The sequence below is a fragment of the Bradyrhizobium sp. ORS 111 genome (genome assembly GCF_045571485.1).
Taxonomy (GTDB): domain Bacteria; phylum Pseudomonadota; class Alphaproteobacteria; order Rhizobiales; family Xanthobacteraceae; genus Bradyrhizobium.
In genome coordinates this window covers 4,553,238-4,567,065 of record NZ_CP120701.1, presented here as the reverse complement: position 1 = coordinate 4,567,065, position 13,828 = coordinate 4,553,238, and the positions used below count along the sequence as shown (strand labels likewise).

12 protein-coding genes are annotated in these 13,828 nt (G+C 65.3%); 8 read left to right on the top strand and 4 right to left on the bottom strand.

What is annotated here, in order from left to right; all coding sequences use genetic code 11:
* The first annotated feature begins 27 nt into the window (after positions 1-27).
* Positions 28-408 (top strand): rhodanese-like domain-containing protein, encoded by a 381-nt coding sequence (locus tag P6U30_RS21420; protein ID WP_407170504.1) that lies wholly within the window; start codon positions 28-30, stop codon positions 406-408.
* A gap of 237 nt (positions 409-645) precedes the next feature.
* Here P6U30_RS21420 and P6U30_RS21415 read toward each other — a convergent pair whose 3' ends face one another.
* Positions 646-3,018, bottom strand: a complete 2,373-nt coding sequence (locus P6U30_RS21415) for a xanthine dehydrogenase family protein molybdopterin-binding subunit (protein WP_407164904.1) — start codon at positions 3,016-3,018, stop codon at positions 646-648.
* A gap of 205 nt (positions 3,019-3,223) precedes the next feature.
* Between P6U30_RS21415 and P6U30_RS21410 the strand changes: the two genes are divergently transcribed.
* Together P6U30_RS21410 and P6U30_RS21405 are read left to right on the top strand one after the other, a co-directional pair.
* A complete protein-coding gene (locus P6U30_RS21410; protein WP_407164903.1) occupies positions 3,224-4,267 on the top strand; it encodes a Ppx/GppA phosphatase family protein in 1,044 nt (347 codons plus the stop codon).
* Positions 4,268-4,459: 192 nt separating this feature from the next.
* A complete protein-coding gene (locus tag P6U30_RS21405) occupies positions 4,460-5,149 on the top strand; it encodes an RlmE family RNA methyltransferase (protein WP_407164902.1) in 690 nt (229 codons plus the stop codon).
* A 399-nt stretch (positions 5,150-5,548) separates the two neighbouring features.
* Here the strand turns inward: P6U30_RS21405 and P6U30_RS21400 are convergent, their stop codons facing one another.
* Positions 5,549-7,036 (bottom strand): MFS transporter, encoded by a 1,488-nt coding sequence (locus P6U30_RS21400; protein ID WP_407164901.1) that lies wholly within the window; start codon positions 7,034-7,036, stop codon positions 5,549-5,551.
* 140 nt (positions 7,037-7,176) lie between these two features.
* Here P6U30_RS21400 and P6U30_RS21395 point away from each other — a divergent pair, with 140 nt between their 5' ends.
* The 3 genes from P6U30_RS21395 (at position 7,177) to P6U30_RS21385 (ending at position 10,362) form a co-directional block, all read left to right on the top strand.
* The gene (locus tag P6U30_RS21395; RefSeq protein WP_407164900.1) at positions 7,177-7,428 is read left to right on the top strand and encodes a hypothetical protein; all 252 of its coding nucleotides are present in this window, start codon (positions 7,177-7,179) and stop codon (positions 7,426-7,428) included.
* Positions 7,429-7,603: 175 nt separating this feature from the next.
* A complete protein-coding gene (gene guaB, locus P6U30_RS21390) occupies positions 7,604-9,094 on the top strand; it encodes an IMP dehydrogenase (protein ID WP_407164899.1) in 1,491 nt (496 codons plus the stop codon).
* A gap of 245 nt (positions 9,095-9,339) precedes the next feature.
* A complete protein-coding gene (locus tag P6U30_RS21385) occupies positions 9,340-10,362 on the top strand; it encodes an NADP-dependent oxidoreductase (protein WP_407164898.1) in 1,023 nt (340 codons plus the stop codon).
* A 168-nt stretch (positions 10,363-10,530) separates the two neighbouring features.
* Here P6U30_RS21385 and P6U30_RS21380 read toward each other — a convergent pair whose 3' ends face one another.
* Both P6U30_RS21380 and P6U30_RS21375 read right to left on the bottom strand, forming a co-directional pair.
* Positions 10,531-11,370 (bottom strand): metallophosphoesterase family protein, encoded by an 840-nt coding sequence (locus P6U30_RS21380; RefSeq protein ID WP_407164897.1) that lies wholly within the window; start codon positions 11,368-11,370, stop codon positions 10,531-10,533.
* Between the two features lie 142 nt (positions 11,371-11,512).
* The gene (locus P6U30_RS21375) at positions 11,513-11,911 is read right to left on the bottom strand and encodes a hypothetical protein (protein ID WP_407164896.1); all 399 of its coding nucleotides are present in this window, start codon (positions 11,909-11,911) and stop codon (positions 11,513-11,515) included.
* A gap of 164 nt (positions 11,912-12,075) precedes the next feature.
* On the opposite strand from P6U30_RS21375, the gene P6U30_RS21370 reads away from it, so the two are divergent.
* Together P6U30_RS21370 and P6U30_RS21365 are read left to right on the top strand one after the other, a co-directional pair.
* Positions 12,076-12,498, top strand: a complete 423-nt coding sequence (locus P6U30_RS21370) for an MAPEG family protein (RefSeq protein ID WP_407164895.1) — start codon at positions 12,076-12,078, stop codon at positions 12,496-12,498.
* A 22-nt stretch (positions 12,499-12,520) separates the two neighbouring features.
* Positions 12,521-13,819: an RsmB/NOP family class I SAM-dependent RNA methyltransferase gene (locus P6U30_RS21365; RefSeq protein ID WP_407164894.1), complete on the top strand. Its 1,299-nt coding sequence runs from the start codon at positions 12,521-12,523 to the stop codon at positions 13,817-13,819.
* Positions 13,820-13,828 lie beyond the last annotated feature (9 nt).

Below are 13,828 nucleotides of genomic sequence, written 5' to 3'. Positions count from 1 at the left end.
CCTGACGGCAAAACAAAGGAGAATGCGATGTCGAGTTCAGTCAAGGACATGCTCGCGGCCGCGAACAATTCGGTGCCTGCGATCAGCCCGCAGGACGCAAAAGTCCTGATCGAAAGCGGCAAGGCCCTCGTGGTGGACGTGCGCGACGGACTTGAGTTGCAGGCCTCAGGCAAGGTTCAGGGGGCCAAACACGTCGCGCGCGGAATGATTGAATTCAAGGCCGATCCTGCCAGTCCCTATTATGACAATGCGTTCGACCGCGAGAAAACCGTGATCGTCTACTGCGCCTCCGGCGGGCGCTCCGCGCTTGCGGGTAAGACCTTGCAGGACATGGGCTACAAGGACGTGCGCAATCTCGGCGGCTTCAAGGGGTGGGTGGACAGCGGCGGCGCGGTCGATAAGGCATGATCCCGCATGCGCGGGTGACGACAACAGCGGTTGTGGCAGCGGCAACTTCCAAACTGTCGTTGCCAGGCTTGACCGGCTTGACCCGGCAATCCATCCGCATTCACAGCCGTCATCCCCCGTGCATGCGGGGGATCCAGTACGCTGCGGCGCTTCGGCTCCATCGCTAACGTCTCTGGAATCCTGGATCACCCGCATGCGCGGGTGACGACATCTTGCTTGTGGGGGCGGCGGAGACCTTTACGCTGCCGTTGCCTTGGCGTCCTGGATCGCACGCCAGACCCGTTCCGGCGTCAGCGGCATGTTGATGTGCTTGATGCCGTAGTCCGACAGCGCGTCCACCACGGCGTTGACGACGCAGACGAGGCTGCCGGCGCAGCCGGCTTCGCCGCAACCCTTGGTGCCGAGCGGGTTCGACTTCGCAGGCGAGGGGTGATTGTCGATCTGCATCGGCGGGACGTCGCCGGCGCGCGGCAAGGCGTAGTCCATGAACGAGCCGGTGATCGGCTGGCCCGAACCATCGTAGTTCACTTCCTCCATCATCGCCTGGCCGATGCCCTGCGCGACGCCGCCGTGCAACTGACCGGCGACGATCATCGGATTGACCACGGTGCCGAAATCGTTGACCGCGAAGTAGCGGACGATCTGCGTCACGCCGGTGTCCGGATCGATTTCGACCTCGGCGACGTGACAGCCGTTCGGGAACGTCGATGCCGTCTCCTTGGTGGCGTGATCGACGTCAAGCGTCTCGGGGGTGCCCTCCGGCATCTTGCTATCGCGCATGCGCTCGGCAAGCTCCATGATCCCGATCGAACGGTCGGTGCCGGCGATGGTGAAGCGGCCATGGCCGAACTCGATGTCGGCCTCGGACGCTTCGAGGACATGGGCGGCGGCCTTCTTGCCCTTCTCGACGACCAGTGCGGAGGCCTCGACGATCGCCTGTCCGGTCGCGGTGATCGAGCGCGAGCCGCCGGTGCCGTTGCCGAAGCGGACGCGGTCGCTGTCATTCTGATCGAGCGTGATCTTCTCGAAGGGGATGCCGAGCTGGTCGGACAGCACCTGCGCGAACGGTGTGGCGTGGCCCTGGCCGTAATCGAGCGTGCCGGTGGTGAGCTTCACCGATCCGTCCGGCTCGAAGGTGATCTTGCCGAGCTCGCCACTCGGCGGCGCGGTAACCTCGAGATAGGATCCGACAGCGATGCCACGCAGCTTGCCGGTCTTCTTGCTCTCCTTCTTGCGCTTGGCAAAGTTCTCGTAGTCGGAGATCTCCAGTGCCTTCTGGAACACGCCGGCGAAATCGCCGCTGTCATAGGTGACGCCGGAAGCGGCCGGGAAGGGCAGTTGTGACGGTTTGATGAAGTTGCGCTTGCGCAAGGCGAGACGGTTGATGCCCATCTCGTCGGCGGCGGCATCGATCAGCCGCTCCATGTAGTAGTTGGCCTCGGGCCGGCCGGCGCCGCGGTAGGCGCCCATCAGCGTGGTGTTGGTCACGACCGTCTTGATGTCGACGCCGAGCAGCGGCGTGCGGTAGACGCTGGCGAGGTTCTTGCCGGTGTTGAGCGACAGCGGCCCCGGCGCGACACCGGTGATGTAGGCGCCGAGATTGCCGTAGCCGGACAGGCGCACCGCGAGGAACTTGCCGTCCGCATCGAGCGCAAGCTCGGCATGGATCTTTTGCGCGCGGCCCTGGCTGTCGGACAGGAAGCTCGTCGAGCGCTCGTCCAGCCACTTCACCGGGCGGCCCAGCTCCCGCGCGGCATGCGCGATGCAGGTGTATTCGGGATAGTTGAGGTTCTTCATGCCGAAGGAGCCGCCGACATTGGCGGTGAGGATGCGAGCCTTCTCCGGCGGCACGTTGAGCAGGCGCGCGAGGATCGCCTTGTTGCCGGAGACGCCCTGGGTCGGCACCTGCAGCGTGAAGCGCTGGGTCTTCTTATCATAATCGGCCAGCGCCACCCGTGGCTCCATCGGGACCACGGCGACGCGGGTGTTGACGATATCGAGCTTGGTTACATGCGCGGCGCCGGCGAAGGCCGCCTCGATCTTGGCGCTGTCGCCATAGTGGTAATCGAGCGCGACGTTGTTCGGGATGTGGTCATAGAGCTGCGGTGCGCCCGGCTTGACGGCCTCGGCCGCGTCGGTGACGGCCGGCAGCGGCTCGATCTCCGTTACGACGGCTTCGGCGGCGTCGCGCGCCTGAGCCGCGGTTTCCGCGACCACGAAGGCCACGGGGTCGCCGACGAAGCGGACCTTGTCGGTCGGCAGCGCCGGGCGGTTGGTCTGCAGCAGCGGCGAGCCGTCACGGTTCTTCAGCGGTAGCCCGCAGGTGAAGGGATTGTAGCCGGCAGCGGCAAGATCGGCGCCGGTCCAGACCCCGAGGACACCGGGCATCGCCTTGGCGGCCGCAGTGTCGATGCCCTTGATGACGCCGTGAGCATGGGAGGAGCGGACCATCCAGCAATAGGCTTGGTTGGGGAGCGAGAAATCGTCGGTGTATCTGCCCTTGCCGCGCACCAGGGTGTCGTCCTCCTTGCGGCGCACAGGCTGGCCGACACCATATTTCTGCAGTGCGATAGCGTTCTCGAGAGAGGCGGGAGGCGTGTGATCTTGCATCGGAAATGACCTGAAATGCCCGGATTTGCGCCGTTTTGGCGGGCGCCGACCAGATAACGCACAGCCCCCTTAACGACAACGCCCGATTGGGCATGGTCCCAATGTGAACGGATGTTGCACAGGCCCTTGGCGCTGCTAAAGTTTCCGTGAATGGACAATTCTTCGGTGGACCGCTGACCGCGGGTCCGACGGAAAGACAGTTTTGATGACTAGCGATGTGCGGCTTTGCGACGGTCTTCCGGCCCGCGAAGCCCTGTCAGGGTTAGCCGCGGTAGGCGCGGACGCCGGCGTCTACGCCGCGCTCGACCTTGGCACCAACAATTGCCGGCTCTTGATCGCCTGTCCGTCGGGCGACGGGTTCCGCGTGGTCGATTCCTTTTCGCGGATCATCCGGCTCGGCGAGGGGATCGCCGCGACCGGTTCCATCAGCGAGGCCGCAATCGAGCGCGCCATCGCGGCGCTGAGCATTTGCAGCGACAAGATCCGCCATCGCAAGGCCCGGCGGTTGCGGCTGATCGCGACCGAAGCCTGTCGTGCCGCTGGCAATGCCGAGAGCTTTCGCGCCCGCGTCGCCGCCGAGACGGGCATCAAGCTCGAGGTGATCGACCGCGAGACCGAGGCGACGCTGGCGGTGATCGGCTGTTCCCCGCTGCTCGATCCCAAAGGGCGGGGCGCCATCCTGTTCGACATCGGCGGCGGCTCGACTGAACTGGTGCGGATCGAGCGCGATCCGCATGCGCCTGACGCGCCGCCGCGCATCAAGGCGTGGATGTCGATCCCGCTCGGCGTCGTCACGCTGGCCGAACATTTCGGCGGCAGGAACGTCACGAAGGAGTTGTATGCGCGCATGGTGGACGAGGTCGCCCAACATGTCGCGCCGTTCGCGGCCGAGCACGGCAGGGACCTGCGCGACATGCACATGCTCGGCACCTCAGGCACCGTGACGACGCTCGCCGGCGTGTTCCTCAATTTGCCGCGTTATGATCGCCGCCGCATCGACGGCATCTGGATGAACGATGCCGACGTGTCAGCGACGATCCAGAAGCTGCTTGGCATGAGCTACGAGGACCGCGTCAGCAACAACTGCATCAGCATCGAACGCGCCGACCTCGTGCTCGCGGGCTGCGCCATCCTCGACGCGATCCGCAACGCGTTCCCGCTGCCGCGGCTGCGGGTCGCCGACCGCGGCCTGCGCGAGGGCATGTTGGTGGAGATGATGCGCGAGGACGGCGCGCTGCGGGCGTGCTAGACGCTGAATCACCTCGCCCCGCTCTTGCGGGGAGAGGTCGGATTGCTCTCGGCGATGCGAAGCATCGTCCGGTGCAATCCGGGTGAGGGGCCGTTTCCACGCATCTCGCGAGCGGAAGCAACCCCTCACCCCAACCCTCTCCCCGCAAGAGCGGGGCGAGGGAGAACCACACACCGAGACGCAAGAAGCACAATGGCGAAAGATACCACCGGGCGGCTGCACGTCACGGTCAAGAGCGGCGGCAAGCGCAAGCTGTCGTCGAAACTCTGGCTGGAGCGCCAGCTCAACGATCCCTACGTCGCCAAGGCCAAGGCGATGGGCTACCGTTCGCGCGCGGCCTTCAAGCTTCTGGAGATCGATGACAAATATCGCCTGCTCAAGCCGGGCATGACGGTGGTCGACCTCGGCGCCGCGCCCGGCGGCTGGAGCCAGATCGCGGCCAAGCGCACCGGCTCTGCCGATGGCAAGGGCAAGGTGGTCGCGATCGATCTGTTGGAGATGGGCGAGATCCCCGGCGTCATCTTCGCTCAGCTCGACTTCCTCGATGCTGATGCGCCGGAAAAACTGATCGCGATGATGGGCGGCCGCGCCGACATCGTGATGTCCGACATGGCCGCCAACACCACCGGCCATCGCAAGACCGATCAGCTCCGCATCATCGGCCTGGTCGAAACCGCGGCGCATTTCGCCTGCGAGGTGCTCAATCCGGGCGGGGCCTTCCTGGCGAAGGTGTTTCAGAGCGGCGCGGATGCGGAGTTGCTGGCACAGCTCAAGCGCGATTTCGCCACCGTCCGCCACGTCAAGCCGGCGGCGAGCCGGCAGGATTCCTCCGAGCGCTACGTGCTGGCGACGGGTTTTCGCGGGCAGTCCAACCGGGGTTAAAGCGGGATGAGTTCGGGTTGAATCGAGTCGCGACGGGGCAGCCTAATCCCATCTTGCTTTGACAGCGACCCCCGTGGCCGATTGTTTGAGCACTGGAAAATCAACGACGCCAGGCGCATAATTCGGTGATGTCGACAATTGTTCAATGCAATTGCGGCGCTGAGTACAGACGCACTGAAGAAAAGTTCTTGGTGCCGCATACGGGTGACGCGATCTGCATGGTCTGCGGAGCAGCGCTGGAATCGTGGCTGGAGAGCACCCACGTTCCCCAATATGAACTTGTTGAATGTCCGGATCAGACGGACGACCGGCATGACCGGCCGCCCTTGAGGCCCGGACGCAACTGGACGACACGTCTGCACTGAATGTCCGTGCCTCGCGAATAACCGCTTCGATTGATTAGCCCAGCCGCTGATCCCGCGCGTTCTGGGTATCTTCGGTTGCGTGTTTGACGGCGGCGGCCGCCGCGCCGCGTTCGGCGCCCTTGCGGCTGGAAATCTCGATCGCCTTGCGACCGGAGATTTCGTGGCCGGCGTCGGTCGGCATCTGCCAGAAGAACCAGGCTGACGCTGCCGAGATCAGCGAAACCACCACGAAGGCTGGCGCGAACGCATCGGCGGTGAGCTCGGTCTGGTGATGCAGCGCGAGCACGGTTTCGACCGAGAAAGCGCCGATGGCGACGCCCGCGGACACTGCGAGCTGCTGATTGACGCTGACGAGGGTGGTGGCGCGGCTCATCTGTGGAGCCTCGACCTCGGCATAGGCCACGGTGTTGATCGCGGTGAATTGCAGCGAGCGGAAGAAGCCGCCGACCACCAGGATGATGAAGATCAGCAGCAGCGGCGTCGAGATCGTGAACAGGGCGCAAGCGGCAAGGAAGGCCGAGCTGACCACCGCGTTGACGGTCATCATATTGCGGAAGCCGAAGGTGCGGATGATGCTCGCGGCGAGCGTCTTCATGCCCATGGCGCCGACCGCGGACGCGAAGGTCACGAGGCCCGACTGGAACGGCGTCAGGCCGAAGCCGACCTGCATCAGCAGCGGCAGCAGGAACGGCAGCGCGCCGATGCCGACGCGGAACATGAAGCCACCGATGATGGCCGCGCGCATCGTCGACAACCGCAGCAGCGAGAAATCCAGCACCGGCGAACCGGTGCGCCTCGCGTGGAGGACATAGAGCGTCATCGAGACGACGCCGATGCCGACCAGCGCCGCGACGATCGTCCACGGCAGCAGGTTGAGCCCGGCGACGGACAGGCCGAAGGCGATGCCGGCAAGGCCGATGCCGGCGAGCACCAGGCCGTAGAGGTCGAAGCGCTCCGGATCGACGCTCTTGATCGGGTCGATGTATTTCAGCGCCATGAAGATGCCGAGCAGCCCGATCGGGATGTTGATCAGGAAGATCCAGTGCCAGGAGAAATAGGTGGTGATGAAGCCGCCGAGCGGCGGCCCGATCACGGGGCCGATCAGGGCGGGGACGGTCACCCAGGCCATCGCATTGACCAGCGCGCTCTTGTCGACCGAGCGCAGCAGTACGAGACGCCCGACCGGCGTCATCATCGCTCCGCCGAGGCCCTGCAGAATGCGGGCGAACACGAAATTGGTCACCGAGGACGACAGCGCACAACCGATCGAGCCCAGCATGAAGACGCCGACCGCGCCGGCGAACACGATGCGCGGTCCGAAGCGATCCGCGGTCCAGCCGCTGGCCGGGATGAACACCGCAAGCGAGAGCAGATAGGAGGTGATCGCCAGTTTCAGCGTCAGCGGACTGGTGCCGATATCGGCGGCGATCGCCGGCAGCGAGGTCGCGATGACGGTGGAATCCATGTTCTCCATGAACAGAGCGGTGGCCACGATGAGCGGGATCAGGCGTTCTTTGTTCATTGAAGCGGACGGTTGGGGGCTGAAAGGCGGGCGAGGGGGCTGTATCACCCTGCTGCCAGCCATGCCATTGCGGAACCGGCCAAACCACCTAAATCCAGCGTGACTCTGGTATGCGTCCGCCAGCGTTTGAGGTGTATGCCGTGATCTACGTCCTCGCCGCCCTGTTGCCGCCGCTCGGGCTGCTCCTCAACGGGCAGCCGTTCTCGGCGCTGTTCAACATGGTTCTGATCGTGTTTTGCGCGATTTTCGGGCTGATTTTCCACGTGTTGCTGGTGGTGCCCTCGGCCCATGCCGTGATCGCGGTCCATATGAAACGGGAGGAGCGACGCCACCGGGAGGTGGTCGAGGCGATCCGCCGCCACGGGCCGCCGCCGGGCTATCGGGCCCCGTAACCCGTAAAAAGCCTGTGCATGGCTGGCAAACACTTTGATTCGTCATGCCGCCATGCTATCGACCAGCGTCAACCCCACCGATGGGCACCGATTCGACGGTGACGCAGCCAGCGTCGCCGCAGGCGGCGTTCATCCGTAAGATCGTTGCGGCTGATACCGCTGAAAGGAGTTGGCAATGGCCACGGGACTTCGGACTATCCGTGAAGCCTTCACGTTCGACGATGTGCTTCTGAAGCCCGGTCTGTCGGACGTTCTTCCCTCGGAAGTCGACATTCGCTCGCGCGTCACCCGCGCAATCCCGCTCAACATTCCGATTATCGCCTCCGCGATGGACACCGTGACCGAGGCGCGCATGGCGATCGCGATGGCGCAGGCGGGCGGCCTCGGCGTCATCCACCGCAACTTCGATCCCGAAGGCCAGGCCGCGCAGGTGCGGCAGGTGAAGAAGTTCGAATCCGGCATGGTGGTCAATCCGCTCACCATCGGCCCGGACGCGACACTGTCCGATGCCCTGACGCTGATGAAGGACCACGGCATTTCCGGCATTCCGGTCGTCACCGGCGGGGCCAAGAACACGCCGGGCAAGCTGGTCGGCATCCTGACCAACCGCGACGTGCGCTTTGCCAGCGATCCGCGGCAGAAGGTCTCGGAGCTGATGACGCACGAGAACCTCGTGACGGTGCGCGAGAGCGTCAGCCAGGACGAGGCGAAGCGGATGCTGCACAAGCATCGCATCGAGAAGCTGTTGGTGGTCGACGACCAGTATCGCTGCGTCGGCCTGATCACGGTGAAAGATATCGAGAAGGCCGTGGCGCATCCGCTCGCCTGCAAGGACGAGCACGGCCGGCTTCGCGTCGCTGCGGCCACCACGGTCGGCGAGACCGGCTATGAGCGCACCGAGCGGCTGATCGATGCCGGCGTCGACGTCGTCGTGGTCGACACCGCGCACGGCCATTCCCGCCATGTGCTGAACGCCGTCAATCGCATCAAGCGGCTGTCCAACGCGGTGCAGGTCGTCGCCGGCAACGTCGCGACCGAGGACGGCGCGCAGGCGCTGATCGATGCCGGCGCCGATTGCATCAAGGTCGGCATCGGCCCGGGCTCGATCTGCACCACGCGCATCGTCGCCGGCGTCGGCGTGCCGCAGCTCACCGCGATCATGGATGCGGTGGCCGCGGCGAAGAAGTCCGACATCCCTGTCATCGCCGATGGCGGCATCAAATATTCCGGCGACCTCGCCAAGGCGCTGGCCGCCGGCGCCGACATCGTGATGGTCGGCTCGCTGCTCGCCGGCACCGACGAGACGCCGGGTGAAGTCTTCCTGTGGCAGGGCCGCTCATACAAGGCCTATCGTGGCATGGGCTCGGTCGGCGCGATGGCGCGCGGCTCGGCGGACCGCTACTTCCAGCAAGACATCAAGGACACGCTGAAGCTCGTGCCCGAGGGCATCGAGGGCCAGGTGCCCTACAAGGGACCGGTCGGCAACGTCATGCACCAGCTCGCCGGCGGCCTCCGCGCCGCGATGGGCTATGTCGGCGCGCGCAATATCGGGGATTTCCACGACAAGGCCGAGTTCGTCCGCATCACCGGTGCGGGCCTGCGTGAAAGCCATGTCCACGACGTGACGATCACCCGCGAAGCCCCGAACTATCCGGGCGGCGGTTAGCACCATCGTTTGTCATTCCGGGATGGTGCGTTAGCACCAGACCCGGAATCTCGAGATTTACGGGTTCGCGTCTGACGATGCGCCCCGGAGTGACGGCGCGACAAACCGCCTCCGAACTGACGGCCGTCATTTCAAACAACATTTCAAACAACGCGCTACGTGGAACAGCACATCCGTCTCCCTTGCGGGGAGGCGGATTGCATGCCTACGTGTGCGCCACGAAACCACGAGCGGAGGAAATCCCCATGTCCCAAGGCAAGCGCGTCATTCTCGCCTCGCGTCCCCACGGCGAGCCCACGGCCGCCAATTTCCGGACCGAAGACTTCACGCCACCTGCGCCCGGTGACGGACAGGTTCTGCTCCGCACCATCTGGCTGTCGCTCGATCCCTACATGCGTGGTCGCATGGCTGACGGTCCGTCCTATGCCGCGCCGGTGCCGGTCGGCGGCGTGATGGAGGGCGGCACCGTCAGCGAGGTGATGGCGTCGAACAACCCGGGCTTTGCCAAGGGCGACATCGTGCTGTCGCGCGCGGGCTGGCAGACGCATGCGCTGTCCGACGGCAAGGGGCTCGCCAAGATCGATCCGAAGATCGCGCCGATCTCGACCGCAGTCGGCGTGCTCGGCATGCCCGGCATGACCGCCTATACGGGGTTGCTCGAGATCGGCAAGCCGCAGGCGGGCGAGACCGTGGTGGTCGCGGCTGCATCCGGCGCGGTCGGCTCGGCCGTCGGCCAGATCGCGAAGATCAAGGGCGCGCGTGCGATCGGCATCGCCGGCGGCAAGGACAAGTGCGCCTACGTCAAGGACGAGCTGGGCTTCGACGACTGCCTCGACCATCGCGATCCCAACCTTGCCGCGAAGCTCAAGGAAGCCTGTCCGAAAGGCATCGACGTTTATTTCGAGAATGTCGGCGGCGCGGTGTTCGATGCGGTGTTTCCACTGCTCAATGCATTTGCGCGTATCCCGGTCTGCGGCCTGATCGCGCACTACAACGATACAGAAGCTCATGCACCGAAATGGGCCGGCGCGATGATGCGCAATATCCTGACCAAGCGGCTGACCTTCCGAGGCTTCATCGTCAGCGACTTCGCCGCCATGCACGGCGACTTCATCCGCGACATGTCGCAGTGGGTGCGCGAGGGCAAGGTCAAGTACAAGGAGTTCGTGACCGAGGGGCTCGACAGCGCGCCGGAGGCCTTCATGGGCCTGCTCAAGGGCGCCAATTTCGGCAAGCAACTCGTTCGGGTTGGGCCGGACAGGGCGTGAGCGCGGCGGCCGCCGGCTCCCGTTCCGCGCAGAAACGGTTCAAGATCGCCATAACGACAGGCTTTGGGGGCTTTTGGCCCCCATTTGCTTGACCGGCACCACGCATCCAGTGGCACCACGACCGGTCGCTCAACGGGATCTGAAGGCGCGCCGCAGGGCTGGGGCCCTTCAGTTCGCCGGTTGCTTGGCGAACAGCATGTCGAGGTCGACATCGAGCTGGCCCTTGGCCCTCACGTGTCGCACTTCGAAGCTATCAGGCTGGAAGCGGTATTCGACGATCCCGGTTTCCTTGATGCCGATCCGCTCCTGCTTCTCGTCGGAAATGATGAAGCCGACCGAGGGCGCCCAGATCTGTCTGATACGCCCGAAGGTGTAATCGCGGCGCTGGTGGACGTGGCCGCTGCCGACCAGCCGCAAATCGACCTTGCCGAGCATTTCGACCAGGCGGCTGCGCGCAGGCTGCGGCACAAAGCGGATCGCGGTCGCCTCGCGTTCCAGATCGTCCGGCGTGTCGAGATAGAGCGGCTTGTGCAGGAACAGCGCGACCGGCTTGCCGGCGGTCTTGTCGAGCTGCGTGGCGAGCCAGTCGAACTGCTCGGCCTCGCTGTCGAGGCCGGTGTTCATGATCAGCGAGTTCAGGCCGATGAAGCACCAGCCGGCGGCCTCGAACCGCCAGCGGTCGTCGCCGAGCACGGTCCGGAATGCCACGCGGCTCTCTTCGGTGGGCAATTGCGTCGGCGTCGGGCCGACCGCGGTCGGGTTGTCACCGATATCGTGATTGCCGGGCAGATAGCGGCAATCGACCGGCAGCGCGTCATGCATCTCCCTGGCGAAGGCCAGGTCGTCGCGGCTGGTCGGGCCGTCGAACGACACGTCACCGCTGTTGAGAACGAGATCGGGCCGCGTCACGTCAATGTGCTCGCTCACGCGGTGGAAGTTATCCGTGAGGAGCTTGAAGCGGCGGGCGAGGTGGGTGTCGGAGATTTGCGTCAGACGAAACTGGGCCATGCATCGTTCCTTTCGGTCCGATCATAGCCCGCAGCGAAGTCGGAACGATGACGATCGGGGCCGACACGGCTGCGCAGGGACGTGCGCGGCGCGTGCGGCAGCGTCGGATGGCGCACTGGCCGGTGGCACGCTGGCGAGAGGCCTACAACGCGAACCGCCTGTCGGCGATCGCGATCAGGCCAGCGTGCGGTGGCACGACCGTCGTGGTCGTCGCGGCGGTGAGCCCAAGATAGGTGAGTGCCGTGTGCCGCAGGTCGTAGATCGCGAAGGCCACAAGCCCGACCAGCAGCGCGGTGGCGAGCCCGTGCTTGACGATGTCGCGCGTCGAACGATAGCCGGTTCGGAAATAGAACGAGAGCACGATTGCGACCAGCAGCGCAGCCGCGACACCGGCGAGGCCCGACATCACCACGCCTAGTCCGCCGTCCAGGGACTCATCGAACCAACCGGTGACAGGCCAGGTGAGCAACGGGGCCACGGAATCGCCCGGGAACTCGGCCGAGCGGATTGGGCCGGCCAGGATCGGGGAAGTGATGTTCATCGCGAACTCCCGCTGGGACCAGAGGGCTGAAACCACCGCATCCCTGTGGGTTGGTCACGACAGCTCGGATCATGGTTCAAGCAACTGCCGCGACGCCTTCATTGTCAGCGGCGGGCGTGGCCGCTAAGAGGAAGCTGCAGCGTCCGCGGCTGACGGAGATTCTCATGTCTATTCAAATGGTTTTGCTGCCGGTCTTCATCCAGATTGGATTGACCTTCGCGCTTTTGTTCGCAATGGCGTCGATGCGTGGTCGGGCGCTTTCCAGCGGCGAAACCAAGACCGGTGATATCGCGCTGCGCCAGCCGAATTGGCCGGTCCGCGCCACCCAGGTCGGCAATTGCTTCGCCAACCAATTCGAACTCCCGGTCCTGTTCTACGTTCTGATCGCACTGGCGCTGCCGCTGCGCCATGCCGATCTGTTCATCGTGCTGATGTCCTGGGTGTTCGTGGTGACGCGCTTTGTTCACGCCGGCATCTTCGTCACCTCCAACGACGTGCGGCCGCGCTCGCTCGCCTGGTTCGCCGGTGTGCTGGTGCTGCTGGCGATGTGGCTGTATTTCGCGCTCCGGATCCTGCTTGCGATCTGACGCGCCCAACCGAAAGAGACCAATGACGCCTGCTGCCCGGCTCTCCGCCGCTATCGACCTGATCGCCACCATCGACGCCCAGCGTGTTCCCGCCGCCAAGGCGCTGAAGGAATGGGGCACCGCGCACCGCTATGCCGGATCCGGCGATCGCGCCGCGATCTCCGGCCTGATCTGGGACGTGCTGCGCCGGCAATCCTCCGCGGCTTATCTGATGGATGACGACAGCGCCCGCGCGCGCGTGCTCGGCATGCTCAAGCTCGAGCGCGGCATGGATCTGGCGACGATCGCCGCGTTCTTCGACGGGAGTCGTTTCGCGCCGGAACCGCTGACCGCGACCGAGGAAGCGGCGCTGACCTCGCGCTCGCTCAGTGGTGCGCCGGCGCCGGTTGCGGGCGATTATCCGGAATGGCTCGATCCGTACCTTGCCAAGGTGTTCGGAGATGAGCGCGCGGCGGAAGCGACCGCAATGGCCAGCCGCGCGCCGCTCGACCTGCGCGTCAATACGCTGAGGGGCAAGCGCGAGAAGATCCTGCCGCGACTTGCACATCTCGGCGCGAAGGAGACGCCGTGGTCGCCGCTTGGCCTGCGCATCGAGCTCGGCGCCGACGCCCGCAATCCCGGCATCCATTCCGAGGAGGACTTCATCAAGGGCGCGATCGAGGTGCAGGACGAGGGCTCGCAGCTTGCCGCGCTGTTCTCGGCCGCCAAGCCCGGCGAGCAGGTGATCGACCTCTGCGCCGGCGCCGGCGGCAAGACGCTGGCGCTCGCGGCTCAGATGGGCGGTAAGGGCCGGTTGATCGCGACCGATCACGACAAGCGCCAGCTCGCGCCGATCCATGAGCGGCTGTCGCGCGCCGGTGTGCACAATTGCGAGGTGCGCACGCCGCGCGGCGAGGCGGACGTGATGTCCGACATCAAGGCCTCCGCCGATCTCGTCCTGATCGACGCGCCCTGCACGGGCACCGGCACCTGGCGCCGTAACCCCGACGCCAAATGGCGGATGCGCCCCGGCGCGCTCGAGGTGCGGCTGAAGGATCAGGCCGAGGTGCTCGAGCGCGCCGCGCCGATGGTGAAGCCGGGCGGACGGATCGCCTACATCACCTGCTCGGTGCTGTCAGAGGAGAACGGCGAGCAGGTGCGAGCCTTCATCGCGCGCCATCCGGAATTCTCGGCACAGCCGCCGGAGCAGACCGCATCCGTGCTGTGGGACAAGGCCGAGAGCTTTGCGCAAGCCGCACTGCGCTCGGACGAAGGCTGGCTGATGACGCCGCGCCGGACCGGCACGGACGGGTTCTTCGTGTCGGTGCTGAAGAAGGCGTGATTTGAATTC

Bases quoted from the DNA above. Each gene is read 5' to 3' on its own strand.
- P6U30_RS21415 (WP_407164904.1), bottom strand. From the start codon at position 3,018: ATGCAAGATCACACGCCTCCCGCCTCTCTCGAGAACGCTATCGCACTG.
- P6U30_RS21365 (WP_407164894.1), top strand. From the start codon at position 12,521: ATGACGCCTGCTGCCCGGCTCTCCGCCGCTATCGACCTGATCGCCACC.
- P6U30_RS21380 (WP_407164897.1), bottom strand. From the start codon at position 11,370: ATGGCCCAGTTTCGTCTGACGCAAATCTCCGACACCCACCTCGCCCGC.
- P6U30_RS21370 (WP_407164895.1), top strand. From the start codon at position 12,076: ATGTCTATTCAAATGGTTTTGCTGCCGGTCTTCATCCAGATTGGATTG.
- P6U30_RS21410 (WP_407164903.1), top strand. From the start codon at position 3,224: ATGACTAGCGATGTGCGGCTTTGCGACGGTCTTCCGGCCCGCGAAGCC.
- P6U30_RS21375 (WP_407164896.1), bottom strand. From the start codon at position 11,911: ATGAACATCACTTCCCCGATCCTGGCCGGCCCAATCCGCTCGGCCGAG.
- P6U30_RS21420 (WP_407170504.1), top strand. From the start codon at position 28: ATGTCGAGTTCAGTCAAGGACATGCTCGCGGCCGCGAACAATTCGGTG.
- P6U30_RS21405 (WP_407164902.1), top strand. From the start codon at position 4,460: ATGGCGAAAGATACCACCGGGCGGCTGCACGTCACGGTCAAGAGCGGC.
- P6U30_RS21385 (WP_407164898.1), top strand. From the start codon at position 9,340: ATGTCCCAAGGCAAGCGCGTCATTCTCGCCTCGCGTCCCCACGGCGAG.
- guaB (WP_407164899.1), top strand. From the start codon at position 7,604: ATGGCCACGGGACTTCGGACTATCCGTGAAGCCTTCACGTTCGACGAT.
- P6U30_RS21400 (WP_407164901.1), bottom strand. From the start codon at position 7,036: ATGAACAAAGAACGCCTGATCCCGCTCATCGTGGCCACCGCTCTGTTC.